Below are 26431 nucleotides of genomic sequence, written 5' to 3' on the forward strand. Positions count from 1 at the left end.
TCTGACGTTCCGGCTCAGGAGCCGATGAACTCCTCGGTCTCTCCGAAGGAGGGCTCCTCACGGATCTCGACCTTCGATCCAAGGCCATCGGTATCGAGCACCACGATCTCGTTGCGGCCGACCTTCCAGAGCGGTGCCGGCGCGTAGAGCGTCTCCTGCGGTCCGACTTTCCAGTACCGCCCCAGGAGGAACCCGTTCAGCCAGACCATCCCCTTCGATCCCGCGGGGAACGCCAGCCAGGCATCGAGCGGCTCGGCGATGTCGAACGAGGCGACGGCGAGGCCGTCGGAGGCGTCCGCCGGCAAGCCGGAAGCCGCCGAGCGGGGAGTCGCCAAGTGGGTAGTCGCCGAATGCGCGGTCACGGCAGGAGCATCCTGCGGGATGAGGCGATGCGTCCACCCGTTGACGAGCCGGCGGCCGATCATCACGCCGCGCATGATGCCCTTGCCCTCACCCGTGTACGGACCGTAATTGATGCGCCCGAGACTCTCGACCACGATCGTGAGCCGCCCGGCGCCGCCGCCTACGGGCAGGGAGAGCGAGGTATCGTCATCGCGCTCGAGCACGCCGAGCCGCAGCCCGTCGAGGGACACCACGGCACGGTCATGCAGTCCGTCGATCGTGAGCACGGCCTCGGCGGGAAAAGACACGTCCGCCTGATACGCGACCAGACCGTCTTCAGCACCGAGCTCTTCGAACGTGCGCGGTCGCGGCGAGACGTCGCCGGTCACGGGGAGAGTCGCGATCAGCTCCCCCAGCGAAACCCGTGGTTCGAGCGGTGCGGTCGCGGCGCTCTGCCGCTGCGGATCGGCGGGGATCGGAGGGAGCTCACCCGCATGGAACGGCGCGAACATCGACCGCAGCGCATGGAACTTCTCGTTCAGCGTGCCGTCTTCGCCGATCGGCGCATCCGAGTCGTAACTGGTGACCGTCGGCTGCAGCACCTGGTCATGGTTCGCCCCGTTCCAGAGGCCGAAGTTCGTGCCGCCGTGCGCCATGTAGAGGCTCACGGATCCGCCCGCAGCCAGCAACTCCGCGACCGTGCCGCCGGTGCTCGCGGCGGAGCGCACGTGGTGCCGCTCGCCCCAGTGGTCGAACCAGCCGCCCCACAGCTCGCTGCACATGAGCGCATCACCCTCGCGACGCAGCTCGACCGCCCGCGCGACGCCGGTACCGAAGGTGAAGGTCGCCATCGCACCCGGAACACTGCCGTGCTCGATCATGTCGCCGGTGATGCCGTCGGCGGTCGTGAGCATCTCGACCATCCCTCGGCGACGGAGCCCATCGCGCAGGTGTGCGAGGTAGGCGGAATCGCTGCCGAACGAGCCGTACTCGTTCTCGATCTGGATCGCGACGATCGGTCCGCCGTGCGACGCCTGCAGCGGAACGAGGCGGGGGATCAGCGCGTCGTACCACGCATCGACCGCCGCGAGGAAGTCGGCGTCGCTGGTGCGCAGTGCCGTGACCCGCCCCGACAGCCAGAACGGGATGCCGCCGTTGGACCACTCGGCGCAGATGTAGGGACTGGGCCGGAGGAAGACATCGAGTCCGACGTCTCCGGCGAGGCGGATGAAGCGCTCGATGTCGCGCCACCCGTCGAAGCGCGCATCCCCCTCGACGCGCTCATGGAAGTTCCAGGCGACATACGTGTCGACCGTGTTCGCGCCCATCGCGGCGAGTCGACGGAGGCGGTCCTCCCACTGGTCGGGATGGACGCGGAAGTAGTGGATCGAGCCCGCCAGGATGCGGTGGGCGGCGCCGTCGCGGAGAATCTCCCCGTCACGCCAGGTCAAGGTGGGCGCGCCGATCGGCGACGCGGCGGCCGGGGCGTCGACGGCGACGGAAGAGTCGTCGAGAGCCGAGGCGAGAAGGTCAGGCATAGCGCTCCAAGCACGAGTGTTTGCGTTCACATTATCGCATCACACGACTCGCCGCCTCCTGGATTCACGCCGATTGATCGCTACCATTGAGCACATGTCACCTCGTCGCCCGAGAGACGACCGCGCCCCCAGCCAGGTCGATGTCGCCCAGCTCGCCGGAGTCTCCACGCAGACCGTCTCGCGCGTCATGTCCGGGCAGGACAACGTGCGCCCCGACACCGCCAGGCGCGTGCTCGCAGCGGTCGAAGAGCTCGGCTATCGCGTGCACGCCGCCGCCGCATCCCTCGCCTCCGGCCGCACCCGTGTGCTCGGTGTGATCGTCGTCTCGACCGACCGATACTCGTCAGCGGCCCTCGGTGTCGGCATCCAGCAGGCGGCTGCGGCGAACGGATACACCGTCTCGACGGCGGCCGTCGCCGACCATGCGTCGGCCGAGGCGTTCCTGGAGGCCTTCGACCGGCTGGAGCGTCAGGGCGCGGAAGGCATCATCCTCGGGGTGCCGGTCGAGCTCGAGAGCCCGGCCATGCGGGCGCGCACCGAACGCACCCCCGCAACCCGCAGCGAGCGCACCTCTCTCGACGAAGACGCCCCTCTCGCCGTCGACCAGCGCGCGATCGCGCGTCTCGCCGTCGAGCACCTGCTCGATCTCGGGCACAAGACCGTCTGGCACGTCTCCGGCGACGACTACTGGACCGAGACGCAGCAGCGCAGCGAGGCGTGGGAACAGACGCTCCGCGACCGCGGAATCGTTCCCCCGCCGCTGATCCCCGCCGACTGGACGCCCGAGTCGGGCTACCGCGCCGGTCGCACGATCGCGGCCATCCCCGAGGCCACGGCCGTGTTCGTCAGCAGCGACGAGATGGCGTTCGGACTGATCCGCGCGCTGCACGAGGCCGGTCGCAGCGTTCCCGACGACGTCTCGGTGGTGAGCGTCGACGACATCGCCCTCGCCGCCTACGCCTCCCCCGCGCTCACCACGGTCCGCCAACCCTTCGAGGCGATGGGCCGCGCGGCCGCGCTCCGGGTGATCGCTCAGATCGAGGGACACGATGCGGTCGGCGAGATGCCCTCCACCGACCCTCAGCTCATCGTGCGCTCGTCCACCGCACCGCCGCGCTCCGCGTAGCGCCAGGCGCATCCGCGACCTCCTCCCACCCGCCTCATCGCGAGACAGAACTCATCGCGAGACCGAAAGCGAATTGATGCAACTGGCACCGAAGGCCGTGGTCGTCGCCGTTCTGCGGAGCGCAATACTCTGGGCGATACTCCTCATCGCTGCAGTCGGGCTCGTGCTCGGCATCCCTGCGATGCGGATCCCCATCGTCTTCGCGGTCCTCGGACTCGCCGTAGTCGTCGCGCTCATCGAGCTCACCTGGCTGACGCCGGCTGCTGTGCGGAGCTTTCGATACTCCGTCTCATCTGACGGGATCCATACCTCGGAGGGCGTCGTCTTCCAGCGAGAGAACTTCTTGCCGATGCAGCAGATCCTGATCGTCGAGCGGCGCCAGGGACCGATCATGCGGTCCGTCGGGCTCGTGAAGGTCCGATTGCGGGTTCCCGGATCGTACGTCGACATCGACGGTGTCACCGACGACGCCTTCATCGATCTGCAACGCGAAGTCCGATCGGCCCATGCTCCCGATGCTCATGGTTAGAAGGAACAGCCGCGTCATGATCGCGATCGTCGGTGTTCGCGCCCTCCTCGGCGGCATCGTCGGCACCGCCGTCTCCCTTCTCATCAGCGCACTGGTCGGCAAGCCCGTGCCACTCGTGGTGTATCTGATCCTGCTCGTCGGGTTCGTCGTGCGACTCGTCTTCGCGGTTGCCGAGTGGCGGAGCACGACGTATCAGCCCCTCGAATCCGAGCTCACGTACCGGTCAGGTTATGTCAACTCGAGTTCGCTGCAGGTGCCCTGGTCGAGTGTGCGGGGCGTCTATGTCGAAACCCCCTGGCTTCTGCGCCTGTTCGGGCGATCCGAACTCCGAGTCGCCCACGGTACCGGGCAGGCGAACGACATCCATTTCAGAGCACTCACCCCTGCGGCGATCGCAGAACTCCGCACCCATATCGAAAGCTCCCGCGAGGCGGGCGCCCGCGATGTCGACTTCTTCGACGACACGGAAGAGTTCACGGGCGCCGAGATCTGGCTGTACGCCTTCACGCATTCGCGGTGGTACGTCATCTTCCCCCTCGCCGTCGCAGCGATCGGATTGCTCTCGCAGTTCTTGGAACGCGACATCATTCAGACTTCCCTCTTTCTCTGGGAACGACTGATCCGGTTGCCGGTCGCGATGATGGTGGTCGCCCTGGCAGGCACGTGTGCGCTGGCGATCGCGACAGGGGTCATCTCCAGGATGGTGGAGATGTCGAACTTCCGGATCCGGCGGACGGCGGAACTGATCGAGACCCGACAGGGACTGCTGTCGACCAGGACGCGCACGATCGATTGCGCTGACATCACCCTGCTCGATCTGCAGCAGCCCGTTCTGTTTCGTCTGGCTCATCGCAGCATCGTGCGCGTGTCGGGCGGATCGGGTGAGGGAGACCCACAGAACTTCTTGTCTCCTCATGCCACGGCCCGAGAAGCGACTTCAGCGATTCAGAGTGTCTTCCCGAATCATCGGCAGGGCACACTCATCGCGCGGTCGAGGCTCTTCGGCGTGATCGCCATCGGTGCGATCTGGATCGGGGCGATCATCATCGTCCAGTCGTTGATCGGAGCGGCGTGGTCGGTGGTAGCAGGGACAGCTCTGATCATCGTCATCGCGTTGTGGAGCGTGCGCGCACCGTCCCGGTTCTTCCTCTCACCCGACGGGGTCGTGGAGATCCATCGAGGAATCCTGTTCCGTAGGCGGCTTCTCTTCCGAGCTTCTTCGATCCTTCACTACGAATCCGTCGTCAGCCCCGTGGGCCGATGGCTCCCTGCGAACACGATGAAGGTCACCGTTGCCGACAGAGGCACACGAGAGATCTCGATGAGGGCTGTCCCACTGAGAGAGCTGCGCGCGTTGGTCCAGGCGCTGACCCAGCTGAAGAGCGTGGGGACATATCGATACAGCCGGATTCCCGACGTGACCGAAGACACGACAGACGACGTCACCGCCGCCCCTCCGACGTCGACAGAAGCTGTTCTCACCCGCCCCACACCGCCCGGGCGCCGGCCTCGCCGATGAGCACGACCATGACCGTGCTCCCTGCGCCGCTCACCACGGCCAATGCGGCCAGAATCATGCGCGCTGTCCTGCGAGGCCCCTCGGTGAAGCGGTACCAGCACCACTGCACCGCGGCGACGACGAACATCGCCAGCGCCCATGGCCACAGGAGCCCGCCGAGAGCCGCATGATGGACGACGGCCGGCACCGGTCCCACCTGCTGCGCCAACGCCTCACCCGCGAGCATCGTGATGGGCACGAGCACCAGCACGGCCAGCGCGGCGATCGGTGTGACGACGCCGAGCCTCTTGCGCGCGGCGGGCAGGAAGGCGCCGAGGATCAGTGCCAGCGCCGTGAGCGGCACGAGGATGACCACCGCGTGGACGATGAGCGGATGCAGCGGGAGGCCGTCGATCTCGAAGAGGTCCATACTCAGGACACGGGATGACATCGCGCGAGGTTCAGATGAACTTCTCGCCCGGCTGTCTCGTGTCTTCGGAGAGGACCGAAGGAGGTGGCGGATGCCGAAGGATGATGCGGCGCGTCTCGGCGCGCTCTACGACGCGCATGCGGCACCGATCTGGCGCTATGTCGTGCACCTCACCGGGGATCGAGCGGGTGCCGACGACGTGGTCCAGGAGACGCTGCTGCGCGCCTGGCGCACTCCGCGGATCCTCGCCGACGATCCGGAATCGACACGATCCTGGATGTACACGGTCGCCCGACACCTGGTCGTGGACGAGGTGCGCAGCGCCCACCACCGCCGGGAGATCACGACGGATGAACCCCCGGACTCCGCCATGCGAGACGCGACAGACGCCATCTTCGATGCGATCCTCATCGAAGAGGCGCTCTCGGCCCTCTCCGAGGCGCATCGCGAGGTCGTGATCCGCGCGTACTACCGAGGGCTCACCGTGTCGGAGATCTCCGACGAGCTGACGATCCCGGAAGGAACCGTGAAGTCGAGGCTGCACTACGGCCTGCGCGCGCTGCGTCTCGGGCTGCAGGAGAAGGGAGTGACGCGATGAACGCCGACCACGGGCGCTATGCCGACGGGGATGCCGCCTACGTACTCGGAGCTCTCAGCGCCGCCGATCGCGCCGAATACGAGGCGCACCTCTCGCAGTGCGCCGAGTGCCGCGCGGCCATCGCCGAGATCACGCCGATCCCCGGCCTGCTCTCCCGGGTACCCCCCGAGCGGGCGGAATCGCTGCTGCAGGCAGCGGGTGTCGAGACTCCGGCCCCGGAGCACCGCGCGCGCGTGCTGTCCCTGGCCACCGAGCGCGCCCGACGCCGTCGCCGTGCGCGGATCGTCGGCATCGCCGCAGCCGCCGCGATCGTGGTGGCCACCGTGGCGGCGCCCGTGATCTCTACTCTGCGTCCACCGTCGACGACGATCGCGCTCGAGCAGCTTCGAGACGCGCCGCTGACCGCATCCGTCAGCCTCACCGATGTCGCCTGGGGAACCCGACTCGACATGATCTGCGACTATGGCAGCGACGGCGACGCGCCCGCGGATGGATGGGCCTACGCGCTGGTGGTGGTGAGCGACGACGGCACCGAGAGCGTGCTGTCGACCTGGCGCGCGCACCCCGGAACCACGGCGCGCCTGAGCGCCGGCACCGAACTCCCGGCGTCCGACATCGCCGCCGTCGAGATCCGTGCCGTCGACTCCGGAACCGTGCTGATGCGATCGGCGCTCGACGGACCCTGAACCTTTCCCCGTCGCCTCTCGTGTACCCCATGACCGCACCCGCGGTCCTGCACAGGAGGTTCACCATGCTCTCGAGAGTCTCGAAGACCGCGGCCGTCGCCGCGCTGCTCATGACGTTCGTCGTCGCCGGCTGCACGTCGACCGGCGGAAGCTCCGGCGGTGGGGCGCAGGACACGGGCGGCGCCTACGGCCAGTCCTCCGGATCGAGCGCCCCCACCTCGGGATCGTCGTCCGGCTCAGGCACTCTGATGACCGCGGACTCGGATCTCGGCGAGATCGTCGTCGACGCCGACGGGAAGACGCTCTACATGTTCGACAACGACACGCAGGGCTCGGGGAAGAGCTCGTGCACCGGCGAGTGCCTGACGAACTGGCCGCCGCTGACCGTCGAGAGCGACGCGCCGGCCGTCGAAGGCGTGACCGGCGAAGTCGGCACCATCACCACGGCCGACGGCTCCACTCAGGTGACCCTCAACGGCTGGCCGCTTTACTACTTCGCCGGTGATGCCGCCGCAGGAGACGTCAACGGTCAGGGCGTCGGCGGCATCTGGTGGGTGCTCTCCCCCGCCGGGGAACGCATGGCCGAGTGACGTCGCGCAGGCGCCGGCCCACGGTGTCACCAGCGACCGTGCCGGTGCTCCCACTCGTCCTCGACGGTGCGCCGCCGCCCCGCGACGATGCCGGCGGGGATCGCGACGATCAGCACACCCGCGATGACGAGCAGCGGAATCCGCCAGCCCGCGGTCGTCTCGTGCAGCAGTCCGACCAGCAGGGGGAAAGTCGCCGCGATGGCGTAGCCGATGCTCTGCACGAAGCCGCTCAGCGCCACTGCGCTCTCCGGAGTGCGGGCGCGGATGCTGAGCAGCACCAGACTCAGAGGGAACATGATGGCTGTGAGGCCGAAGATGCTCACCCACAGCGGCAGGGCCAGGGTCGGCGCGAACAGGAAGCCGGCGAGTCCCACCAGCCCTCCGCCGACCGCGACGAAGAAGAGCGGGCGCGTCGCCTGGAAGCGCACGACGAGGATCGGCACGAGCAACGAGCACGGGAGACCGATCAGCGCGAAGAGGGAGAGCAGGAAGCCCGCGGTCGCCGGAGTGACGTCACCGATGTCCACGAGCATGGTCGGCATCCATGCGAACGAGACATACGCCATGGTCGACGACGCGCCGAAGACGATCGCGAGCGCCCAGGCGAGCGGAAGCCGCCACAGCCGGGCGAAGTACCGACGGTTCGCCGGGGTGGTCGAGATCGGACCGGTCGCGACGGCCACCGCATCCTGCACGTCGTCGACGCCGTCGGTCGGGTCGGGGGCCAGGAGCTCGTTCTTCACCGGATCGCGATTCACCGGCTCGACCGCCCGCGAGCCGTTCTTCAGCAGCAGCGCCACCCACGGCACCAGCGCGATACCCGCGACGATGCCCCACATCCCCAGCGACACCCGCCAGCCGAGAGAGTCGGCCACCGGCACGGCGACCAGCGGAGGCAGGAACGTCGACACCGCCATCGTGGTCGAGTAGATGGTCATCATCACCCCGAGCCGATCCGGGAAGTACTTCTTCACCAGCGGCGGGAGGAGCACGTTGCCCGAGCCGACGCCCGCGAACACGACCGCGGTGGCCGCGAGCAGAGTCGTCGAATCGAACGCGAGGCCGCGCAGCAGCAGGCCCAGAGCCATGAGCGTGATCGCGGCGACCGCCATCCGCTCCAGGCCGAATCGACGCTCGAACAGCGGCGTGAGCAGACCGAAGATCGCGAAGCAGACCGGCGGTGCGGCACCGATGAGGCCGACGACGACCGGCGAGACCGGGAAGTCCTCGGCGACGTGGTCGATGACCGGAGACAGGGAGGCGACCGCCGAGCGCAGCGAGAACGCCACCAGGACGATCCCCACGAGTGCGAGAGCCCGACCCTGCCAGAGCGGTCGCGCACTCGGCATCGTCATGAGGTCTGTGACCCCTCCACCCAGGCCAGGTATTCATCCGAGACGGTGCCGGTCACGTACCGGCCGTCGAAGCAGCTCATGTCGAGATCGGTGAGCGCCGAGCCCTCGATGATCGCGGCCTTGAGGTCTTCGACCTCCTGGTAGACCAGGTGATCGCACCCGAGCTCCTCGGCGATCTCGGGGATCGTGCGCCCGTGCGCGATGAGCTCGTGGCGTGACGGCATGTTGATGCCGTACACGTGCGGGTGCCGCACGGGAGGCGCAGCAGAAGCGAAGGTCACCGAGGCGGCGCCGGCATCGCGCGCCATCTGGATGATCTCCTTGGAGGTGGTGCCCCGCACGATCGAGTCGTCGATCAGGAGCACGTTCTTGCCCTGGAACTCGGTCGACATGGCGTTGAGCTTCTGGCGCACGCTCTTCTTGCGCACCGCCTGTCCCGGCATGATGAAGGTGCGGCCGACGTAGCGGTTCTTGTAGAAGCCCTCGCGGTACTCGATGCCGAGCTTGCGGGCGACCTCCATCGCCGCAGGGCGCGACGAGTCGGGGATCGGCATGACCACGTCGATCTTGTCCATCGGCACGTGCTTGGCGATCGTGTCGGCGAGCCGGTCGCCCATGCGCAGACGAGACTCGTACACCGAGATGCCGTTCATGACGGAGTCGGGACGGGCGAGGTAGACGTACTCGAAGGCGCACGGTGCGAGAGTGGCGGCCGTGGCGCACTGCTTCGAGAACAGCTCTCCGTCGTTGGTGATGAAGATCGCCTCGCCCGGCTCGACCTCGCGCACGACGTCGTAGTCGCCGTTCTCGAGCACGAGCGACTCGCTCGCGACGACCCACTCGTCCTTGCCCTCGGCGCCGGGGACGGTCGAGGGACGACGGCCCAGGATCAGCGGACGGATGCCGAACGGGTCACGGAAGGCGAGCAGACCGTAGCCGGCGATGACGGCGATCACGGCGTAGGCGCCTTCGATGCGCTCGTGCGTGCGCGCCACGGCCTCGAACACCCGCTCGGGGTCGAGGTCGACGGTCGAGGTCGTGTTCTGCAGCTCGCCGGCGAGCACGTTGAGCAGCAGCTCGGTGTCGCTGGAGGAGTTGAGGTGGCGGCGATCGCGCTTGGCCATGTCGGCCGTGAGCTCACGCGTGTTGGTGAGGTTCCCGTTGTGGATGAGGATGATGCCGTACGGCGCGTTCACGTAGAACGGCTGCATCTCCTCTTCGTTCGAGGCCGTGCCCTTGGTGGCGTAGCGCACGTGGCCGAGACCCACGTTGCCGAGCAGGGCTCGCATGTCGCGGGTGCGGAACGCCTCGCGGACCATTCCCTGCGCCTTGGCGTTGTGCATCACGCCGTTCGCCTCGGCGGTGGCGATTCCCGTCGCATCCTGGCCGCGGTGCTGCAGCAGCAGGAGTGCGTCGTAGATGTCCTGATTGACCGGGGCAGAGCCCACCATTCCGACGATGCCGCACATGGGCTCTTACTTCGCTCCGTCCGCATAGGCGCCGACCAGGCGCACTGCTCCACCGTCGACGCCCTTGGCGCCCTGTTCGAACTCGCCGGCCGGACGCGGCCCGAAGCCGACGGTCCCGACCTGCCACGAGGGCATGCCCTCGGCGTTCAGCGCCGCGATCGCGGCATCCTTCTTCTCCGCGGCGACCACGGCGAGGAAGCCGATGCCGAGGTTCCAGGTGCCCTCCGCCGACTCCAGCGTGGACCCGGCGATATCGCTGAGCACGCGGAAGACCGGGCTCGGCGACCAGCTGCTGCGGTCGACCTCGACCCAACTGCCCTGCGGGAGCACGCGCGCGAGGTTCGCCGCGATGCCTCCGCCGGTGACGTGGCTGAGGGCGTGCACGCCGCCGGTGCCGGTCGAGGACCCGAGCTGCTCGATCAGGCGCAGCAGGGGAAGCGTGTAGAGGCGGGTCGGCTCGAGGAGCGCTTCACCCCAGGTCGTGCCGAAGTCGGCGGCGTTGTCACCGTAGCCGATGCCCGCGCGGGTCACGATGTGACGAACCAGGGAGTAGCCGTTGGAGTGCAGTCCGCTGGAGGCGACCGCGATCACCGCGTCGCCGTCCTGCACGAGTTCCGCGCCGAGGATCGCATCGGCCTCGACCACTCCGGTCGCCGCTCCCGCCACGTCGTAGTCGCGGGGGCCGAGCAGGCCCGGGTGCTCCGCGGTCTCTCCGCCGACCAGCGCGGTGCCGGTGGCCGAGCACGCCTGGGCGATGCCGCGGACGATGTCGGCGATCCGCTCCGGGACGACCTTGCCGCACGCGATGTAGTCGGTCATGAAGAGCGGCTTGGCGCCCACCACGACGATGTCGTCGACGACCATGCCGACCAGGTCCTGCCCGATCGTGTCGTGCTTGTCGATCGCCTGCGCGATCGCGACCTTCGTGCCGACGCCGTCGGTGCTGGTCGCGAGCAGCGGGCGACGGAAGTCGCGCAGCGCGCTGGCATCGAACAGGCCGGCGAAACCGCCGACACCGCCGAGCACTTCGGGACCGTGCGTCGCGCGCACGGAAGACTTCATCAGCTCGACGGCGAGATCACCTGCAGCGGTGTCGACGCCGGCTTCGGAATAGGGATTGGTGGGGGAGGCAGCCACGTCTCCAGCCTACCGCCCACGGCCGGTCCGACTCTCCGCGAAGTCGGACCTCGGATCCGGAGCCCCGAGCCGCCTACGATGGGGCCATGGCCGACAAGCCGCAGTGGCTCATCCGCGAAGACGCGAGCGTACCCGTGCTCGTCGCGCTCGCGCTGCGGCAGCGCCTCGGCATCCGGGTTCCGGAAGACCTGCCGAGCCTCCGCGAACTCGCCGTCCGCGCGCCGGATGCCGTCGACGCCTCCCCCACGATCGAGGCCCAGTGGCGCGACTACTGGGACATGACGGTCGAGCCGCGCGCGCATCCTTCCGACGTGCCACTCGAGCTCATCGACGGGTTCGACACCCTGGTCGCCCTGCCCGCCCACGGTGCGGAGGAGCTCACAGCGGCCATCGCCCCGCAGGCGACGTCGGCTCTGCTCTACGCGCGCGCCGCGCACGACCGCTACCTGAGTTCGATGAAGAGCCACACCGGAGGCGACGCATACCGCGCCTATGCGAGTGCGATCGCGGAGTTCGAGCGCGAAGTCGGCCGACGCGCGCACTCGTTCGAGCTCAACGTGCAGGTGCTGCCGTTCTCGCAGCGCGGCATCTGGTGGATCGGAGCGCTCACGGTGGCGGTGACCGACGGTCTGCGCCGCGACGTCGTGGCGTTCGACGCCGCGATCCGTCCGGTGATCGCCGAGCTGGCCTAGCCCCCGCAGCTTCCGGGATCCACCGTCCCCGCGAGTGCACGGATTGCTTGCGAGTGCACGGGATAGCTGCGCGAAGAAGCCGTGCACTCGGCGGTACGCCGTGCACTCGGCGGCAGGTGAAGGGGTCAGTCCTCGTCGACGACGGTTTCGCGGTCGACCCGGACGACGCGGTCGTGACGGCGGGCGATGCGCTCCAGGATCAGACCGGTGACACCGCCGAGCGCGATGCCGATCGGCACCGTCCACAGCAGCAGGAAGCCGAACACCTGACCGGGCGGGTAGACGACGTCGAGGGCCTGCGACTCGTCGAAGCTGCCGGTCCAGGTGAGGATGCCGGCGGCGATCACGCCGACCACGACGCCGATGCCCATGAGCACGCCGTACCGCGGCACACGGCGCACGGTCGCTTCGACGGTCTGGTGGGAATCGGTGGGGGCCATGCATCCATTGTCCCACCGCCGACGCGTGTCGCGTACCCGGGGCGTCGCGGAAGGACGGCCCTCCCCGCGTCCGCTGCGGGGAGGGCCGTCCGTATCGCGTCTCGACTAGACCTCGGTCGTCGTCTGCGCGGTCTCTTCCGTGCGGTTGCGGCGGGCGATGAGCACACCACCGGTCGCCGCGAGGGCGACGACGATCAGGCCGCCCACGATCCACGGCCACACGGGGGCGCCGTCTGATGCCGCGGGCTCGGTCGCGGTGGTCACCGCGGCGGTGGCCTCGGAGTCGGAGGCGGGCTTCTCCTCCGCGACGCCGCAGGCCGCGCCCACCGGGATCACGGCGGTGACCGGGTCGAGCTGCTCGCCTGCGGCGTAGGTGCCGAATGCGGATGCTCCGGCCTCGGTCAGCGTAGTCGGGACTGCGTCGAGCGTCAGCACGCCGTCGACGACCGCCGCGTCGCCGAGCGCGAACTCCGCGAGGCGAACGCCCTTCTGGTCGATGCTCTCGCCGCCCTGCGTCGTACCGGTCACGTCGAAGACCAGGTAGCCCTTGTCCCCAGCGAGCTCGACGGCCGCATTCCCGAGCGTCGTGTTGAGCGCACCGTCGTGACCCGTGAAGGTGATGCTGCCGCCGTAGGTCACGAGGCCCGCGAGGGTCTTGTCGTCGAACGATCCGGTGCCGTTCTCCCACACGTAGTCGGGGTACTGGTAGGCCACGTCGGTCAGCGTCCACCCGCCCTTCGCGATGCCCTCGATGTAGGTGCGGAACGACTCCTTGTATCCCCACTTGAGAGTTGCGCCCTCGACCGTGCACACACCGATCGTGGTGTTCGCCCTGTTCAGGGTGAACACGAGACCGCGGTTCACCGAGCCCTGGAACGTGAGGGTGTGCTCGCCGTCCTCGAGGCTTGCCGGCAGCGAACCCGACCAGGTCGCGACGCCGTTCGCGTCGGCCGTCACCGTCTCGAGCAGCACGGGCGTCGAGTACACGACGACCTTGATGCCCTGCTCGTTCGCGCGGAACCCGGATGCCGACACCGTGGCCGGCTGGCCCGCTCCGAGGGCTGCGAGGTTCTCGTCGTCTGCCTGGATGCCCTCGGTCGCCGGCGGGGCAGCAGGGAGGGTGGTCTTCGGCTTCACGACAGCGGCAGCAACCGTTCCGCTCGAACCGGCCGGCGCCGCCGCGACGGAGCCGATCGTGAATGTCACCGGGTTCAGCGCGGTGCCGTAGCCGGCGAGCACGCGGTCTCGACCGGCATCCGTCAGCGCCGCGGGCGCCGCCGTGTAGGTCACGGCGCCGTTGGCCGCGATGCGCGCCGCGTTGGAGAGATCGAGCGTCGCGAACGGCACCTGTGCGCCGCCGCTCGTGACGTACAGCGTCGCCGCCGATGCCGAGGTGATGCGGATCTGCGGGTTCGACACGGTCACATCGAGCACGCCCTGGTGACCGGTGAAGCGCACCGAGCCGCGATAGACGACGCTGCCGAGGCCGGTGTTCACGTCGAAGTCGCCGCCGACGGTCTGACCGAACTGGAACTGCCCGCCCGAACGGGTCGCGCCGTCGGAGACCGCGATGGAGCCCTTCGCGATGTCACCCGTGATGTAGTTCGTGAACGACGACGAGATCGCCCAGCGGAGTGATCCGCCAGGGACGTTCGTGGGCGGAGTCGTCGGGGTGACGGGCTTCTCCGGCACCGTCACACCGAACAGGTCGTCCCACTGCTGCGGGGTGATCGTCACGGTCGAGCGGGCGTAGATCGTGCTCGCATCGGGCATCGAATGCTGCTTCCACACGATGACCTCATACGACTTCGTGCGGTCGAGGTTCTTCGCCGCGGTCGTGAGATCGACCGCGAAGGCGCCGAACGTGACCTTCTGCACGTACTGCATCGCGAGGAACCCACCATCGACACTCACGTTGCCCTCGGTGCCGGCTTCGATCAGGGCGACATAGGCTCCAGGGATCTCGCCGAGATTGGTGGCCGCTGCTGCGACGGTCAGGCCGTCCTTCGCGGTCGCAACCTTGACCGTCGTGCCCACAGTCGGCCCCGCCGGGAAGAGCGCGTCCCACTGCTCGTCACTGACTGTGATGGCGCTGCGAGCGTAGATCGTGTTCGCATCGGGCATCGAGTGCTGCTTCCAGACGATCACCTCATACGCCTTCGTGCGGTCGAGCTTGTCGGCCGCGGCCGTCAGGTCCACCGTGAACGTGCCGCCCGTGATCTTCTGCACGTACTGCATCGCGAGGAACCCGCCGCCTGCGGTGACGCTCCCTTCGGCGCCCTTCTCGATCACAGCGACGTAGGCACCGGTGATCGCACCGAGCTTCGAAGCCGCAGCGGTGATGGTCAGGCCGTCCTTCATGCTCGCGGACTTCACCGTGGAGGTGATGACCGAGGTGTCGCCGTAGTTCAGGGCGACGCTGCGCTCCTGGTCGGCGTTGACCACGCCACCGGCGGCATACGTGTAGATCCCGTAGGTGCCAGGAGATGCCGCGGCATCCTTCAGGGTCAGCGTCGCCTGGAACGTGCCGTCGGCGGCGATGTCGACCCACTGCGCACGGATCGCGCTCTGGTACTGCGCGGGAACCTGGTTCAGCACCCCCTCGGCCAGAGCCCAGGCCTGCGCGCCCACCGATCGGGTCGACGATGCCGCACCCGTCGAAGGCTGCCATGTCGAGCCGAAGTTGCCGAAGACCACGTAGGTGCCCTGCGGAAGGTGCTGGGGGATCGGCATCCCGCGTCCACCGACATTCGCGGTCGGGTCATAGCCCGAGCCCTTCACGACGACCTTGTCACCGGCTTTGAGAGCCACACCTGCGGCCGGAGTCGTGCCGTCGGCGAGGAACACCTCGATCGCCGCCGAGACCGGAGCCGGCTGCAGGCTCTCCCACTGTGCGTCGGTGACGGCGATGGTCGAGCGCGCATAGATCGTGCTCGCATCAGGGTTCGAGTGCTGCTTCCACGCGATGACCTCGTAGGACTTCGTGCGGTCGAGCTTGTCGGCGGCGGCGGTCAGGTCCACCGTGAAGGCGCCGCCGGAGATCGGGCGCACGTACTGCATCGCCAGGAACCCGCCGCTGCCGGTGACGTTCGCCTCGGTGCCCTTCTCGATCAACGCGACGTACGCACCCGGGATCGCACCGAGCTTGGTGCCGGATGCCGTGACGGTGAGGCCATTCGTCGCCGTCGCCGTCTTCACGGCTGTGGAGACCGTCGGAGTCTCGGTGTAGTTCAGGGCGACACTGCGCTCCTGGTCGGCGTTGATCACGCCACCGGCCGCATACGTGTAGATCCCGTAAGACCCCGGCGTCGCCGCGGCATCCTTCAGGGTCACGGTCGCCTGGAACGTGCCGTCGGCCGCGATGTCGACCCACTGCGCGCGGATCGCGCTCTGGTACTGCGCGGGAACCTGGTTCAGCACGCCTTCGGCCAGAGCCCAGGCCTGCGCTCCGGAGGATCGCGTCGCCGAAGCGGCGCCGGTGGACGGCTGCCATGCCGAGGCGAAGTTGCCGAACACGACGTAGGTCCCCTGCGGGAGGTTCTTGGGGATCGGCACACCACGGCCCTCGGTCCCGAGGTTCGCGGCCGGGTCGTAGCCGGATCCCTTCACCACGACCTTGTCGCCGGCCTTGAGCGCCACACCGGCGGCCGGAGTCGTGCCGTCGGCGAGGAACACCTCGATCGTCGCCGACTTCGGGGTCTCGCCCGGGTCCGTACCAGGATCGGTCCCCGGGTCCGTGCCAGGATCGGTCCCCGGGTCCGTACCGGGGTCGGTCCCCGGATCCGTACCGGGGTCGGTCCCCGGATCCGTACCGGGGTCGGTCCCCGGATCCGTGGGGGCGGCACCGAACACCGCGTCCCACTGCCCGGCCGAGATGCCGACGTCGCCGCGGCCGTAGATCGTGGTCTCGTTCGGGTTCGAGTGCTTCTGCCAGACGAGAACCTCATAGGTCTTCGTGCGGTCCAGCGAGCCGGCCGGTGCGTCGAGCGTGAACGTGCTCGCCCCTCCGGCGACGGTCGGCATCACGAAGGCGGCGTACCCGCCACCACCGGAGAGGCCCGCCTCCGTCCCCTTCACGATGAGCGCCGCGTATGCGCCCTCGACTTCGGGGAGACCGCTCGCCTGCACCTGCACGCTCACTCCGGAGGTGCCTGCGGAGGCGACCGTGGCAGTGACCGTCGCGCCGGCGGCGTGCGCGGGTGGCACGATCACGGCGCCGGCGGCGATGAGAAGGAAGGAGACGAAGGCGGCGAGCAGCACGCGTATGCGTGCGCTCCCCGGGGATGCTGTGGCTGTGGCGTTCACGGTTCTCCACGGCTCCGGGCGCGCAGAAGCACACGCGCGCCGGCGGTGCCGCAATGCAGTCGGGCGAAGGTTGGGTTTTGGTTAGGCTTAGCTAAGTAAGCCGCCGAACCCGAGCGTAGAGGGGGGAATCAGCGCGCGTCAAGTTTTAGGATAGCCTTGCCTAATGCGTCGCGCTTCTGCCCTTCTCCTCGTCGCCGCGTTGGCCGTCGGACTCACGGCCTGCGCCGAGCCGGGAGGCACGGCCGCACCGGCCGCCGTCGCCGACGATGACTGCCCCCAGGCATCCGTCCCGCTCGCCGCACTCGATCTGATCGACGACGTCCGCGCGCACACCGGCCCATCCACTGCCTGCCTCTCGACCCATGCGATCGAGCCCGTCGACGACGACAGCGCTCCGACGCTGCCTGTGACGGTGATCGACAGCGAAGGCCACGAGATCGAGATCACCGATATCGACCGGATCCTCCCGATCGACATCTCGGGCACGATCGCGTCGACCGTGTTCGCGCTCGGGCTCGGCGATCAGGTCGTCGGTCGCGACGCCTCCACCGTCTTCGCCGGCACCGAAGACCTTCCCGTCGTGACCAAGACCGGCCACACGCTCAACGCCGAGGCGATCCTCAAGCTGGCCCCGACCGTCGTCCTCACCGACACCACGATCGGCCCGAAGGAGGTGCGTCAGCAGTTGCGCGACGCGGGCATCGCCGTCGTCGTGATCTCCAGCGACCGTCGGCTCGACACCACCGACGCACTCGTGACCGAGATCGCCACCGCGCTCGGCGTGCCTCGCCGCGGGGAAGCGCTCATCGATCGACTGGACGCCTCGGTCGACGAGACGCTCGCGGAGATCGCCGAGATCGTTCCCGCCGACGAAGCCGATCGCGCCCGGATGCTGTTCCTCTACGTCCGCGGCAGCGCGAACGTCTACTACATCTTCGGAGAGGACTCCGGAGCCGACTCGCTGATCGACGCGGTGGGCGGGGTCGATGTGGCGGCCGAGATCGGGTGGGAGGGCATGAAGCCGATGACCGCCGAGGCCCTCGTCGCCGCGCAGCCCGACGTGCTGGTGATGATGACCGACGGGCTCGAATCCGTGGGCGGCATCGACGGGCTGATCGAGCGGATCCCCGCCGTGGCGCAGACCCCCGCCGGTGCGAACCGTCGCGTGATCGACATGGCCGACAGCGAGATCCTGAGCTTCGGTCCGCGCACCGCCGACGTGATCGGCGCTCTGGCCCGCGCCCTGTACGCCCCCGAGCCCGCGAAGTGACCGGGGAGGTCGTCACCCCGACTCCGACGAGGCACCGGGGTCTGCGCTTCACCCTGGTGACGGTGGGCCTGGGGATCGCGCTCGCGATCACGTGCATCGTGTCGATCACGAGCGGGCAGTACGACCTCTCCCCCGCCTCCCTCATCGGCGTGCTCCTGCGCGGCGTCGGGGTCGACACCGCGTGGGCTCCGTCGGCATCCACCGACTACGGCGTGATCTTCACCCTGCGCATGCCCCGCATCGTGCTCGGCCTCCTCGTCGGCGCCGCCCTCGCGGTCTCGGGTGTGCTCATGCAGGCGATCTTCGGCAACCCGCTCGCGGACGCGGGCGTGGTCGGCGTCTCCTCGGGCGCGGCGCTCGGCGCAGCGGCCAGCATCACGTTCGGGCTCGCGACCTTCGGCATGTGGACCACGCCCGCGTTCGCATTCCTCGGGGGCCTGGTCGCGGTGTTCTCGGTGTACTTCATCAGTCGCTCCGGAGGTCGCACCGAGGTCGTGACCCTCCTGCTCACCGGTATCGCCATCAATGCGATCGCCGGTGCCGGCATGGCCTTCTTCACTTTCCTCGGCACCACATCCACCCGCGAGCAGATCGTGTTCTGGCAGCTCGGGTCGCTGAACGGCGCGCTGTGGTCGAACATCCAGCTCGTCGCGCCGCTCGTGCTGATCGGCGTGGTGGTCGCGCTGATCGTCGCACCGAGCCTGGACCTCTTCGCCCTCGGCGAGCGCACCGCGCGACACCTCGGCGTCAATGTCGAGCTGCTGCGGATCGTGGTGATCGTGACGGTCGCGCTGCTGGTGTGCGCGGCGGTCGCCTTCGCCGGGATCATCGGATTCGCCGGTCTCGTCGTGCCACATCTGATGCGGATGATGATCGGCCCCGCCCACGTGCCGCTCGTGATCGCCTCGGCACTCGGCGGCGCACTGCTCATCGCGGTCGCCGACCTCGTGGCCCGCACGGCCGTGCCGCTCGCCGACCTGCCGATCGGCATGATCACCTCGCTCGTGGGCGGCCCGTTCTTCCTGTGGTTGCTCGTGCGCACCCGTCGTCGCTCGGGAGGGTGGGCATGACCGTCAGGCTCCGCGGGTCGGGACTCACCGTGCGCGTCGGCGAAGGGCGGACGATCCTCGACGACGCGTCCATCGCGATCCGCTCCGGAGAGGTCCACGCTCTCGTCGGGCCGAACGGGGCGGGCAAATCCACCCTGTTCGGAGTGCTCGCCGGAGATGTCACAGCACAGGCCGGCGCGGTCGAGCTCGACGGCCAGCCGATCGAGCGCGTCAAGCCGCGCACGCTCGCCCAGCAGCGGGCTGTGCTCCTGCAGGAGAACACCGTCACGTTTCCGTTCAGTGCAGAGCAGGTCGTGCGGATGGGAAGGACTCCCTGGGCCCGCACACCGGCGGCCGACGACGACGATGAACGGGTGTCCGCAGCGATGGCGCAGACCGAGGTCACGGCACTCCGGGCCCGTGCGGTGCCGTCGCTGTCCGGCGGCGAGCGCGCCAGGGTCGCCCTCGCCCGCGTGCTCGCCCAGAGCACCGGCCTCCTGCTGCTCGACGAACCGACCGCAGCTCTCGACCTGAAGCACCACGAAGACGTCATGCGGCTGATCCGCGGACGCGCGGATGCCGGGATCGCGGTCGCCATCGTGCTGCACGACCTCAATGCCGCCCTCGCGCATGCCGACCGCGTCACGCTGCTCGCCGAGGGCAGGGTCGCGGCGACGGGCACTCCGGCCGAGGTGCTGACCGCCGAGCGGATCGAGCAGGTCTACGGCCAGGCGGTCGACGTGTTCCCGCACCCCGTGACCGGGGTTCCATTGGTGGTCGCGCGACGCTGATCCGCCCGGGGCTAGGACTCCTCCCGCAGCGAGCGGATCATGCTCCGGAGGATCTTCAGCGCTCCCGCCTGCTCGTCCTCGGTCATCCCGGACAGCATCCGGACCTCCACCGAGCGGACGGCGGCAGTCGCCTTCGCGAGACTCTCACGACCGCGGTCGGTGAGGCGGGCGGGGAGAGCCTTGCCGACCGGGGCCTCTGCCGGCCTGGTCACGAACCCGTCCCGCTCCAGCGCCTGCAGCAGCACGTTCATCGACTGTCGCGTGACGAATGCACCTCGTGCGAGCTCGGAGTTCGACAGGCCGGGTCGTTGCGCCAGCAGTTCGAGGCAGGAGTAGTGGGTGATGGTCATCCCGAGCGGGCGCAGCACCTCTTCCATCGCAGCGCGCAGGGCACTGGACGCCTCCTTGAGCAGGTAGCCCAACGAGGTGTCGAGGTCGATCCCGTCGTGGTCTTGACTCATGTCAGTATTCTGACATACGCTGACCGGTGTCAGAAAACTGACACAAATGGAAGGACTTGCCTCATGCCCGTCACCGGCCCCGACTTCATCTCCCTTCAGGCACGCGACCTCGACGCCTCGCAGGCGTTCTACGAGCAGTACCTCGGCCTCGTCCGCTCACCCGCCGGGCCTCCGCACGCCGTCGTCTTCGAGACGACTCCGATCGCGTTCGCCCTCCGGGACATCGCCCCGGGCGCCGACCTGACCGGTGTCGCCCAGCCCGGCATCGGCGCAGCGATCTGGCTTCACGCCACTGATGTCCAGGCCATCCACGATGCGCTCCTCGCCGACGGACACACCATCGTCGCGGACCCGATCGACGGACCGTTCGGCCGCACCTTCACGTTCGCCGACCCGGACGGATACCGGATCACCCTCCACGACCGCGCCTGACCCCCTCCGCGTGAGCCGGCCGGCGCTACGCTGGAGGATCGCCCACCGGAGGACCGATATCGCCATGCCGTCTGCATCCGACCTGCTCGACATCGCCCTCTCCGCGGCCTCAGCCGGAGCCGCCGTGCTCGCCGAGGCGGCGAGGGATCGCGACGCCTCCTCCGATGGACTGGGACTCCGCACCAAGGGCGCATCCGGCGACGTGGTCACCGAGATCGATCTGCGGGCCGAACGCGCTATCCGCGCCGTGCTCGCCGAGCACCGCCCCGACGACGAGGTGTCGGGTGAGGAGTATGCGACCACCGGCGGCGGCTCCGCGCTCCGCTGGTCGATAGACCCGCTCGACGGCACATCGAACTTCGTGCGCGGGCTGCCGCACTACGGGTCGTCCGTCGCTGTGCAGGACGTGGACTCCGGTGTCTGGCTCGCCGGCGTCGTGCATGCGCCCGAGCTCGATCACGTCTACTCCGCGGGGTCAGGACTCGGCGCGTACCGCGAGTCTGGCGGCATCCGGATACGGCTGCGCGGACCGGCGACCGACGCCACTCCCGTGCTGCTCGCCGTCGGGTTCTCCTACGACCCCGAGCAGCGGGCGCGGCAGCTCGCGGAGCTCCCGACGCGCATGTCGGCGTTCACGGATCTGCGCAGCATCGGGTCTGCCGCGCTCGGACTGTGCCTGGTCGCAGAGGGCAGCGTCGACGCCTTCATCGAAACCGACCTGTACGAGTTCGACTGGGCAGCGGGCGCGCTCATCGCCGAAGAGGCAGGGCTCATCGTGAAGCGTCCGGCGACGATGCGGGGCGGCATCGTCGCCCATCCACCGCACCTGCCGGTCGCGTAGACCGATCCGAAAGCCCGCGATCTCTCACCCGAACGGGGCTGGACGGGGACCGGCGCCCCTACAATCGCGGTGAGGCGAAGCGCCAGGCCGAGATCCGGGCACCGGCGCGAGGGAGGGCTCTGGTGTTCGGTTCGAAGAAGAGGAAGCAGAAGCTCGACGACCTGATGGAGCAGCTCCGTCCCGACCTGAGTCGGAAATCGCTCGGCGTCGGACCCGACTTCCCCGGCGTCGCCCCGAACCCGCTCCTGAGCGGTGAGGCACGCAGGCGCAATGCGGAACTGCGCACAGGCACGCTCGCGCTCGGCGTTCTCGTCGACTGGCGGGAGGTCAGCAGCGACGGCAGTCCCCGCGTGGTCCTGATGCTCGATGTGGAGACCGCCGACGGCATCTCGTTCCGCGGCATCGCGGACGAAGACCTCACGATCACCGCGCTCACCCGGCTCGCACCCGGGCAGACGATGCCGGTGCGCTACCGTCCGGCGGTCATGGACCACTACGTCGCCCTCGCCGAAGACGCCGACCCCGTCCGTGTTCAGGAGCTCGCCGACGAGATCGCGAGTCGCCGGCGGGGCTGACCCGCACCGCGCCCTAGACGCCGGTCTGACCTGTGCCCTGCTGCTCTCTCACGACCTCCTCGAGGAACCGTGCCACGGCGACCGAGCCGGGATCCGCGTGACCGACCGAGCGCTCCTGCTGCCAGCCCGCGCGACCACGCCGAGACTGCCATCCGCTGCTCTCGGTGACCGCGGCGAGCGCCGCCTCCGATGCTCCGGCCGCATCCGCTCCGGCCTCCAGCGCTTCCGCGACGGGGAGCAGCACATCGATGACGGTCTTGTCGCCGCGCACGGCCCCGCCCTGCGCGCCGATCCTCGCCGCCACCGTCTGCACGATGTCGACGAGGCCAGCGCGATCGAGGTGGATCCCCTGCGGCACCTGCTCCGCAGCGGCGAGCAGGCCGCTTCCGAGCAGAGCCGCGAAGGTCGAGGGGTTCGCTGCGGCGAACGCATCACCCGCCGCGCGCAGGATGCTGCGGGCGTCGAGGTCATCCGGAAGTTGTCGCAGTGCATCGGCGACCGCCGCGCTGCCGACCGCGACCGTGACACCGAGGTCGCCGTCGCCGAGCGCGGCATCCAGGGTGCGGAGCTCTTCGCGGTGCCGCTCCATCTGCGGCAGCACGGTCAGGAGCAGGTCGCGCAGGTCGCTGCGGGATCCGGCCAGGGTCACCTCGACCGTGGCCGCGTCTTCGTCAACGGCGGTCTCGGCCATGAGCACGCGCCCCACCGGAGCCGCCCCCTGACGGAAGAACGGTGATCCCGCCGGGTCGTGCAGCAGCTCCTCCAACTCGTCGTCGAGCTGCATGATCGACAGCGAGGCTCCGGCCATCTCCAGGCTTGTGACGTACTCGCCGATGAGCCGGTAGCCGATGGTCACCCCGGCGTCCGCGAGCGTGTGATGCACCCGCCGATACATCACGTAGAGCTCTTCGAGCGGCGTCGAGCCCAACCCGTTCACGAGCACGGCCACTCGGCGCCCCTCGGTCAGGTCGAGCTCCGTCCCGATCTCAGCCAGGAACCGGTCGGTGATCGCATCTGCCGTCTCCAACGGGCCGCGGTGGGTGCCGCGCTCTCCGTGGATGCCGACACCGATCTCCATCTCGCCCTCATCGAGCGTGAAGGTCTCCTCCCCCGCTGCCGGGAGCACGGTCGGCGACAGGCCGACCCCCATGGTGCGGGTCGACTCCGACGCCTTGCGGGTCACCCGCTCGACCTCGTCGAGAGAGGCCCCGCGGTCGGCCATCGCCCCCGCGACGTTGTAGACGAGCACGAGCCCTGCCACACCACGGCGGGAGTCCGCGCGATCGGTCGGCGCGGACTGGATGTCGTCGGCACCGAGCACCGTGCGCACCTCGATGCCCTCGGCACGGCAGCGCTCGGCGGCGATGTCGAAGTTCAGCACGTCGCCGCCGTAGTTTCCGTAGAGGTAGAGGAGTCCGGCGTCGGAGTGCACGGCGACGGACGCGGCATGGATCTGGGCGGAGCTCGGCGAGGAGAAGACGTTCCCCACGGCGACCGCCGAGCACAGGCCGCGACCGACGTAGCCGAGGAAGAACGGCAGGTGCCCCGAACCGCCACCCGTGACGATGCCGACGCGCCCCGGTGCCGGAGCATCCGTCCGCGCCAGCGCACGTCGGTCCGCCGTGACCGCCCGCAGCTCGTCGGGGTGCGCGAGGAGGATGCCTTCGAGCGTCTCGTCTACGAACGTCTGAGGGTCGTTGATGATCTTGCGCATGTCAGTGCTCCTGCCCGGAGAGGATCGGATCGTAGGTCGTGCGGTCGATGAGCACCCGCCCGTCGGCCTCGAGCCTGCCAGAGGACCGCAGGTCCTTCACGATGTCCCAGTGGATGGCCGACTCGTTCTTGCCCCCGCACTGCGGGTAGGAGCGGCCGAGCGCGATGTGCACCGTGCCGAGGATCTTCTCGTCGATCAGCAGGTCGCCGGTCATCGTCTGCACATGCGGGTTGGTGCCGATACCGAGCTCGCCCACGCGGCGGGCGCCGTCGGCCTCGAGGATGCGCTCCACGAGGTCGAGGCCGCGGGTGGCCGACACCTTCTCCACCCGCCCTGCCACGAATTCGAGCCGCAGGTCGGAGATGGTCGCCCCGCCGAACCAGAACGAACCGGGGAACGTGATGTGCCCGTCGACGCCGTCTTCCACCGGAGCGGTGGCGACCTCGCCGTCGGGCAGATTCGCCTCCCCCGCGAACGGCACCCAGGTGCGGCCGGCGCAGTTCAGGCGCAGATCGGTGTCGTCGTCGAGGATGCGCACGACCGACGTGCTCTTCAACTCGACGCAGAGCTGTTCGAGGTGCGCGCGGTGCGCGGCCCAGTCGGCGAGCGTGCCGGCGAAGAACTCCCGCTCCAGTTGCGCGCGGGGCACACCGATGAGCGCCGCCCACTCAGGGGTGGGGATGCGCACGAGAGTCCACTTGGTGCCCTGCCAGCGTGCGGTCGACACGAGGCCCTTGCCCTCGCGCTGCAGGCTGAGCCTGGCGCCGTCGATCTCCTCCGCCGGCGGTTCCATACCTCGGAACGAGACGTGCACATCGGCCCACTCCATCGAAGCCAGCTCGAGCGGTGCGGCCTCACGCAGCAGCGACTCGCTCCCGTGTTCGAGCGCGAACCGGTCGTACTTCTCCTCGACGAGCAGCACCTGGGGCATCCCGCCCCGGCGATACACCTCCTCCACGAAGGCGTCCACGGCATCGAGCACCGAGGAGGTCGTCGCGAACACCGAGACCTTCGTGCCCTCGCCGACCTCGTTCACCTCGGCGAGATGCTCCGCCAGTTCCTGCCACCTGCTCATCAGTCCACCTCTCTCAGCGCGCGCAGGGCGCGGTACGTCTTCGGGAAACTCTCGTAGGCGGCCTGCAACTGCGGGGCGGGATTCTCCTGGGGTACGACCTCGCCCGAGAAGGCGACCCAGCTTGCGGCCTGCTTCTCCGTCACGGCACCCAGGCCGATCGCCGCGAGCATCGCATCCCCGTAGGCCGCCCCGAGCGTCGCGGCGGTCTGCTGACGAAGACCCGTCAGGTCACTGACCGTCTGCACCATCACCTCGTTGTGCGTTCCGCCGCCGATCGCGACCACGCGCGGCTCGGCAGCACCGGCATCGAGCAATGCGGAGACCGCGAGCGCGATCGACTCCCCGACCCCTTCGACCACCGCACGGGCGAGATCGGCACGACCGGTCGCGAGCGTGAGACCGCTGAACAAGGCCCTGGCATCGGGGTCGTGCAGGGGTGTGCGCTCCCCGCTGAAATGCGGCAGGTGCAGCACGCCGTTCGCGCCCGGCGGCGCTGAGCGCACGAGTTCCATCAGGCGCCCGAACATCGCCGTGTCGCCGTCGCCGTGGTCGAGTCCGAGCATGTCGGCGATCCATCGCGTCGCCGTGCCCGCCGTCGAGGTTCCGGCAGCGAGGACATAACGCCCGGGCAAAGCGAACGGCGCCGCCCACAGCCGCGGATCCGCATGCGGCTCGTCGGTCACGCGGATGAAGTACCCGCTCGATCCGTACATGAGCATCAGGTCGTCGGTGGCCACGACCGATGCGCCGACCGCCTCGGCGACGGCATCCGTCGTGCCCACCAGCACCGGAGTGCCCTCGGGGATGCCGGTCGCCATGGCCGCCGCGGCTGTGACCGTGCCCGCGACATCCGTCGACCACCCGAGCCGGGGCAGAGTCTCCGGGCGGATCAGGTCGTCGATCCCATCGAGGCCCCAGTCGAGCCGAGCGAGGTCATAGCCGGGGTGGAAGTACCCCGCCGTCGCGTGGTCGATCACGACTTCGCCGGTAAGGCGCGCGACCAGGTAGCTCTGACTGGTGAGATACCACCGGGTGCGTGCGGCGACTGCTGGTTCGTTGCGCTCGATCCACAGGATCTTCGGGCCCGCGGACTGACTCGTCAGCGCATTGCCCGCCCGCCGGAAGATCTCCTCGCGCCCGAGGCGCGTCTCGAGGATGTCGATCTCCGCAGTGGCCCTGGTGTCGACCCCATAGAGGATGGCCGGGCGCAGCGGACGCAGCTCGGCATCGACCGGCAGCACGCACGGACCGATCGCGCTGCAGGCGACCGCGGCGATCACGGCATCCGGCATCGCCTTCCGTAGCGTCGAGGCGACCTCGACGACATCGTGCCACCACACTGCATCGGCATCCTGCTCGACCATGCCAGGCGCAGGAGTGCTGATCCCGTGCCGGACGCGCGCCTCGGCGTGCACGTGACCTGTGGCATCGATCAGCACGCCCTTGGTCTCATAGGTTCCGACATCGATGCCGAGGAACAGTTCCATC

Annotated in this window: 24 protein-coding genes; 13 read left to right on the forward strand and 11 right to left on the reverse strand. The window is 69.0% G+C overall.

Translation table 11 applies throughout. The features are described from left to right. Nucleotides 1-14 precede the first annotated feature (14 nt). Nucleotides 15-1880 (reverse strand): beta-galactosidase family protein, encoded by a 1866-nt coding sequence (locus MicroSTF_RS17845; protein WP_322957527.1) that lies wholly within the window; start codon nucleotides 1878-1880, stop codon nucleotides 15-17. Between the two features lie 94 nt (nucleotides 1881-1974). On the opposite strand from MicroSTF_RS17845, the gene MicroSTF_RS17850 reads away from it, so the two are divergent. From MicroSTF_RS17850 to MicroSTF_RS17860, 3 genes are all read left to right on the forward strand, one after another. After that, nucleotides 1975-3006, forward strand: coding sequence for a LacI family DNA-binding transcriptional regulator (locus MicroSTF_RS17850; RefSeq protein ID WP_021199181.1), 1032 nt, complete (start codon nucleotides 1975-1977; stop codon nucleotides 3004-3006). A 76-nt stretch (nucleotides 3007-3082) separates the two neighbouring features. Next, nucleotides 3083-3535 carry a PH domain-containing protein gene (locus tag MicroSTF_RS17855; RefSeq protein ID WP_029265257.1) on the forward strand — a complete coding sequence of 151 codons (453 nt, stop codon included), beginning with the start codon at nucleotides 3083-3085 and terminating at the stop codon, nucleotides 3533-3535. 16 nt (nucleotides 3536-3551) lie between these two features. Continuing rightward, on the forward strand, nucleotides 3552-5054 hold the full coding sequence (locus MicroSTF_RS17860) for a PH domain-containing protein (RefSeq protein ID WP_322957533.1): 1503 nt from the start codon (nucleotides 3552-3554) through the stop codon (nucleotides 5052-5054). Here MicroSTF_RS17860 and MicroSTF_RS17865 read toward each other — a convergent pair. Beyond that, on the reverse strand, nucleotides 5014-5484 hold the full coding sequence (locus tag MicroSTF_RS17865) for a DUF2231 domain-containing protein (protein ID WP_373695046.1): 471 nt from the start codon (nucleotides 5482-5484) through the stop codon (nucleotides 5014-5016). The genes MicroSTF_RS17860 and MicroSTF_RS17865 overlap by 41 nt on opposite strands. A gap of 70 nt (nucleotides 5485-5554) precedes the next feature. Here MicroSTF_RS17865 and MicroSTF_RS17870 point away from each other — a divergent pair, with 70 nt between their 5' ends. The 3 genes from MicroSTF_RS17870 (at nucleotide 5555) to MicroSTF_RS17880 (ending at nucleotide 7337) form a co-directional block, all read left to right on the forward strand. Continuing rightward, entirely contained in the window at nucleotides 5555-6061 is a 507-nt protein-coding gene (locus tag MicroSTF_RS17870; protein WP_021199185.1) for a sigma-70 family RNA polymerase sigma factor, read from the forward strand. Further along, nucleotides 6058-6747, forward strand: a complete 690-nt coding sequence (locus MicroSTF_RS17875) for a zf-HC2 domain-containing protein (protein WP_322957535.1) — start codon at nucleotides 6058-6060, stop codon at nucleotides 6745-6747. The genes MicroSTF_RS17870 and MicroSTF_RS17875 overlap by 4 nt, the downstream gene beginning before the upstream one ends. A gap of 65 nt (nucleotides 6748-6812) precedes the next feature. Continuing rightward, nucleotides 6813-7337 carry a hypothetical protein gene (locus MicroSTF_RS17880; RefSeq protein WP_021199187.1) on the forward strand — a complete coding sequence of 175 codons (525 nt, stop codon included), beginning with the start codon at nucleotides 6813-6815 and terminating at the stop codon, nucleotides 7335-7337. Nucleotides 7338-7363: 26 nt separating this feature from the next. Here MicroSTF_RS17880 and MicroSTF_RS17885 read toward each other — a convergent pair whose 3' ends face one another. Genes MicroSTF_RS17885 through purM form a run of 3 tightly spaced genes read right to left on the reverse strand, consistent with a single transcriptional unit; the run spans nucleotide 7364 to nucleotide 11298 of the window. Further along, nucleotides 7364-8692, reverse strand: a complete 1329-nt coding sequence (locus MicroSTF_RS17885) for a CynX/NimT family MFS transporter (RefSeq protein ID WP_322957537.1) — start codon at nucleotides 8690-8692, stop codon at nucleotides 7364-7366. Beyond that, nucleotides 8689-10161, reverse strand: coding sequence for an amidophosphoribosyltransferase (gene purF, locus MicroSTF_RS17890; RefSeq protein WP_021199189.1), 1473 nt, complete (start codon nucleotides 10159-10161; stop codon nucleotides 8689-8691). The genes MicroSTF_RS17885 and purF overlap by 4 nt, the downstream gene beginning before the upstream one ends. Before the next feature lie 6 nt (nucleotides 10162-10167). Then, entirely contained in the window at nucleotides 10168-11298 is a 1131-nt protein-coding gene (gene purM, locus MicroSTF_RS17895) for a phosphoribosylformylglycinamidine cyclo-ligase (protein ID WP_021199190.1), read from the reverse strand. Nucleotides 11299-11384: 86 nt separating this feature from the next. Between purM and MicroSTF_RS17900 the strand changes: the two genes are divergently transcribed. Continuing rightward, the gene (locus MicroSTF_RS17900) at nucleotides 11385-11990 is read left to right on the forward strand and encodes a zinc-binding alcohol dehydrogenase (RefSeq protein ID WP_322957540.1); all 606 of its coding nucleotides are present in this window, start codon (nucleotides 11385-11387) and stop codon (nucleotides 11988-11990) included. Nucleotides 11991-12115: 125 nt separating this feature from the next. On the opposite strand, the gene MicroSTF_RS17905 is transcribed toward MicroSTF_RS17900, so the two are convergent. Beyond that, complete coding sequence (locus MicroSTF_RS17905) at nucleotides 12116-12430, reverse strand: hypothetical protein (RefSeq protein ID WP_021199192.1); 315 nt, start codon at nucleotides 12428-12430, stop codon at nucleotides 12116-12118. 105 nt (nucleotides 12431-12535) lie between these two features. Then, nucleotides 12536-16735, reverse strand: coding sequence for an HtaA domain-containing protein (locus MicroSTF_RS17910; protein WP_322957543.1), 4200 nt, complete (start codon nucleotides 16733-16735; stop codon nucleotides 12536-12538). 163 nt (nucleotides 16736-16898) lie between these two features. Here MicroSTF_RS17910 and MicroSTF_RS17915 point away from each other — a divergent pair, with 163 nt between their 5' ends. Genes MicroSTF_RS17915 through MicroSTF_RS17925 form a run of 3 tightly spaced genes read left to right on the forward strand, consistent with a single transcriptional unit; the run spans nucleotide 16899 to nucleotide 19845 of the window. Next, nucleotides 16899-18005, forward strand: a complete 1107-nt coding sequence (locus MicroSTF_RS17915; RefSeq protein ID WP_136023663.1) for a heme/hemin ABC transporter substrate-binding protein — start codon at nucleotides 16899-16901, stop codon at nucleotides 18003-18005. Continuing rightward, the gene (locus MicroSTF_RS17920) at nucleotides 18002-19075 is read left to right on the forward strand and encodes a FecCD family ABC transporter permease (protein ID WP_136023662.1); all 1074 of its coding nucleotides are present in this window, start codon (nucleotides 18002-18004) and stop codon (nucleotides 19073-19075) included. The genes MicroSTF_RS17915 and MicroSTF_RS17920 overlap by 4 nt, the downstream gene beginning before the upstream one ends. Beyond that, on the forward strand, nucleotides 19072-19845 hold the full coding sequence (locus MicroSTF_RS17925) for a heme ABC transporter ATP-binding protein (protein ID WP_029266908.1): 774 nt from the start codon (nucleotides 19072-19074) through the stop codon (nucleotides 19843-19845). The genes MicroSTF_RS17920 and MicroSTF_RS17925 overlap by 4 nt, the downstream gene beginning before the upstream one ends. 11 nt (nucleotides 19846-19856) lie before the next feature. On the opposite strand, the gene MicroSTF_RS17930 is transcribed toward MicroSTF_RS17925, so the two are convergent. After that, nucleotides 19857-20306: a MarR family transcriptional regulator gene (locus MicroSTF_RS17930; RefSeq protein ID WP_322957548.1), complete on the reverse strand. Its 450-nt coding sequence runs from the start codon at nucleotides 20304-20306 to the stop codon at nucleotides 19857-19859. A 63-nt stretch (nucleotides 20307-20369) separates the two neighbouring features. Here MicroSTF_RS17930 and MicroSTF_RS17935 point away from each other — a divergent pair, with 63 nt between their 5' ends. From MicroSTF_RS17935 to MicroSTF_RS17945, 3 genes are all read left to right on the forward strand, one after another. Beyond that, nucleotides 20370-20738 carry a VOC family protein gene (locus MicroSTF_RS17935; RefSeq protein ID WP_322957550.1) on the forward strand — a complete coding sequence of 123 codons (369 nt, stop codon included), beginning with the start codon at nucleotides 20370-20372 and terminating at the stop codon, nucleotides 20736-20738. 64 nt (nucleotides 20739-20802) lie between these two features. Continuing rightward, nucleotides 20803-21579 carry an inositol monophosphatase gene (locus MicroSTF_RS17940; RefSeq protein WP_322957552.1) on the forward strand — a complete coding sequence of 259 codons (777 nt, stop codon included), beginning with the start codon at nucleotides 20803-20805 and terminating at the stop codon, nucleotides 21577-21579. Between the two features lie 122 nt (nucleotides 21580-21701). Further along, nucleotides 21702-22154, forward strand: a complete 453-nt coding sequence (locus tag MicroSTF_RS17945) for a hypothetical protein (RefSeq protein WP_029258779.1) — start codon at nucleotides 21702-21704, stop codon at nucleotides 22152-22154. 13 nt (nucleotides 22155-22167) lie between these two features. Here the strand turns inward: MicroSTF_RS17945 and MicroSTF_RS17950 are convergent, their stop codons facing one another. The 3 genes from MicroSTF_RS17950 to MicroSTF_RS17960 are packed head-to-tail and all read right to left on the reverse strand — an operon-like array spanning nucleotide 22168 to nucleotide 26430. Then, entirely contained in the window at nucleotides 22168-23868 is a 1701-nt protein-coding gene (locus MicroSTF_RS17950) for a dihydroxyacetone kinase family protein (RefSeq protein ID WP_322957554.1), read from the reverse strand. Between the two features lies 1 nt (nucleotide 23869). After that, complete coding sequence (locus MicroSTF_RS17955; RefSeq protein WP_051670959.1) at nucleotides 23870-24943, reverse strand: aminopeptidase; 1074 nt, start codon at nucleotides 24941-24943, stop codon at nucleotides 23870-23872. Beyond that, the gene (locus tag MicroSTF_RS17960; RefSeq protein ID WP_036271524.1) at nucleotides 24943-26430 is read right to left on the reverse strand and encodes an FGGY-family carbohydrate kinase; all 1488 of its coding nucleotides are present in this window, start codon (nucleotides 26428-26430) and stop codon (nucleotides 24943-24945) included. Before MicroSTF_RS17960 ends, MicroSTF_RS17955 begins: the two co-directional genes overlap by 1 nt. Nucleotide 26431 lies beyond the last annotated feature (1 nt).

Origin of the sequence: Microbacterium sp. STF-2 (assembly GCF_034650155.1) — a bacterium.
Classification (GTDB): domain Bacteria; phylum Actinomycetota; class Actinomycetes; order Actinomycetales; family Microbacteriaceae; genus Microbacterium; species Microbacterium maritypicum_A.

Coding starts and splice junctions, on each gene's coding strand:
- MicroSTF_RS17845 (WP_322957527.1), bottom strand. CDS start 1,880: ATGCCTGACCTTCTCGCCTCGGCTCTCGACGACTCTTCCGTCGCCGTC.
- MicroSTF_RS17850 (WP_021199181.1), top strand. CDS start 1,975: ATGTCACCTCGTCGCCCGAGAGACGACCGCGCCCCCAGCCAGGTCGAT.
- MicroSTF_RS17855 (WP_029265257.1), top strand. CDS start 3,083: ATGCAACTGGCACCGAAGGCCGTGGTCGTCGCCGTTCTGCGGAGCGCA.
- MicroSTF_RS17860 (WP_322957533.1), top strand. CDS start 3,552: ATGATCGCGATCGTCGGTGTTCGCGCCCTCCTCGGCGGCATCGTCGGC.
- MicroSTF_RS17865 (WP_373695046.1), bottom strand. CDS start 5,484: ATGTCATCCCGTGTCCTGAGTATGGACCTCTTCGAGATCGACGGCCTC.
- MicroSTF_RS17870 (WP_021199185.1), top strand. CDS start 5,555: ATGCCGAAGGATGATGCGGCGCGTCTCGGCGCGCTCTACGACGCGCAT.
- MicroSTF_RS17875 (WP_322957535.1), top strand. CDS start 6,058: ATGAACGCCGACCACGGGCGCTATGCCGACGGGGATGCCGCCTACGTA.
- MicroSTF_RS17880 (WP_021199187.1), top strand. CDS start 6,813: ATGCTCTCGAGAGTCTCGAAGACCGCGGCCGTCGCCGCGCTGCTCATG.
- MicroSTF_RS17885 (WP_322957537.1), bottom strand. CDS start 8,692: ATGACGATGCCGAGTGCGCGACCGCTCTGGCAGGGTCGGGCTCTCGCA.
- purF (WP_021199189.1), bottom strand. CDS start 10,161: ATGTGCGGCATCGTCGGAATGGTGGGCTCTGCCCCGGTCAATCAGGAC.
- MicroSTF_RS17900 (WP_322957540.1), top strand. CDS start 11,385: ATGGCCGACAAGCCGCAGTGGCTCATCCGCGAAGACGCGAGCGTACCC.
- MicroSTF_RS17905 (WP_021199192.1), bottom strand. CDS start 12,430: ATGGCCCCCACCGATTCCCACCAGACCGTCGAAGCGACCGTGCGCCGT.
- MicroSTF_RS17915 (WP_136023663.1), top strand. CDS start 16,899: ATGCGTCGCGCTTCTGCCCTTCTCCTCGTCGCCGCGTTGGCCGTCGGA.
- MicroSTF_RS17925 (WP_029266908.1), top strand. CDS start 19,072: ATGACCGTCAGGCTCCGCGGGTCGGGACTCACCGTGCGCGTCGGCGAA.
- MicroSTF_RS17930 (WP_322957548.1), bottom strand. CDS start 20,306: ATGAGTCAAGACCACGACGGGATCGACCTCGACACCTCGTTGGGCTAC.
- MicroSTF_RS17935 (WP_322957550.1), top strand. CDS start 20,370: ATGCCCGTCACCGGCCCCGACTTCATCTCCCTTCAGGCACGCGACCTC.
- MicroSTF_RS17940 (WP_322957552.1), top strand. CDS start 20,803: ATGCCGTCTGCATCCGACCTGCTCGACATCGCCCTCTCCGCGGCCTCA.
- MicroSTF_RS17950 (WP_322957554.1), bottom strand. CDS start 23,868: ATGCGCAAGATCATCAACGACCCTCAGACGTTCGTAGACGAGACGCTC.
- MicroSTF_RS17955 (WP_051670959.1), bottom strand. CDS start 24,943: ATGAGCAGGTGGCAGGAACTGGCGGAGCATCTCGCCGAGGTGAACGAG.
- MicroSTF_RS17960 (WP_036271524.1), bottom strand. CDS start 26,430: ATGGAACTGTTCCTCGGCATCGATGTCGGAACCTATGAGACCAAGGGC.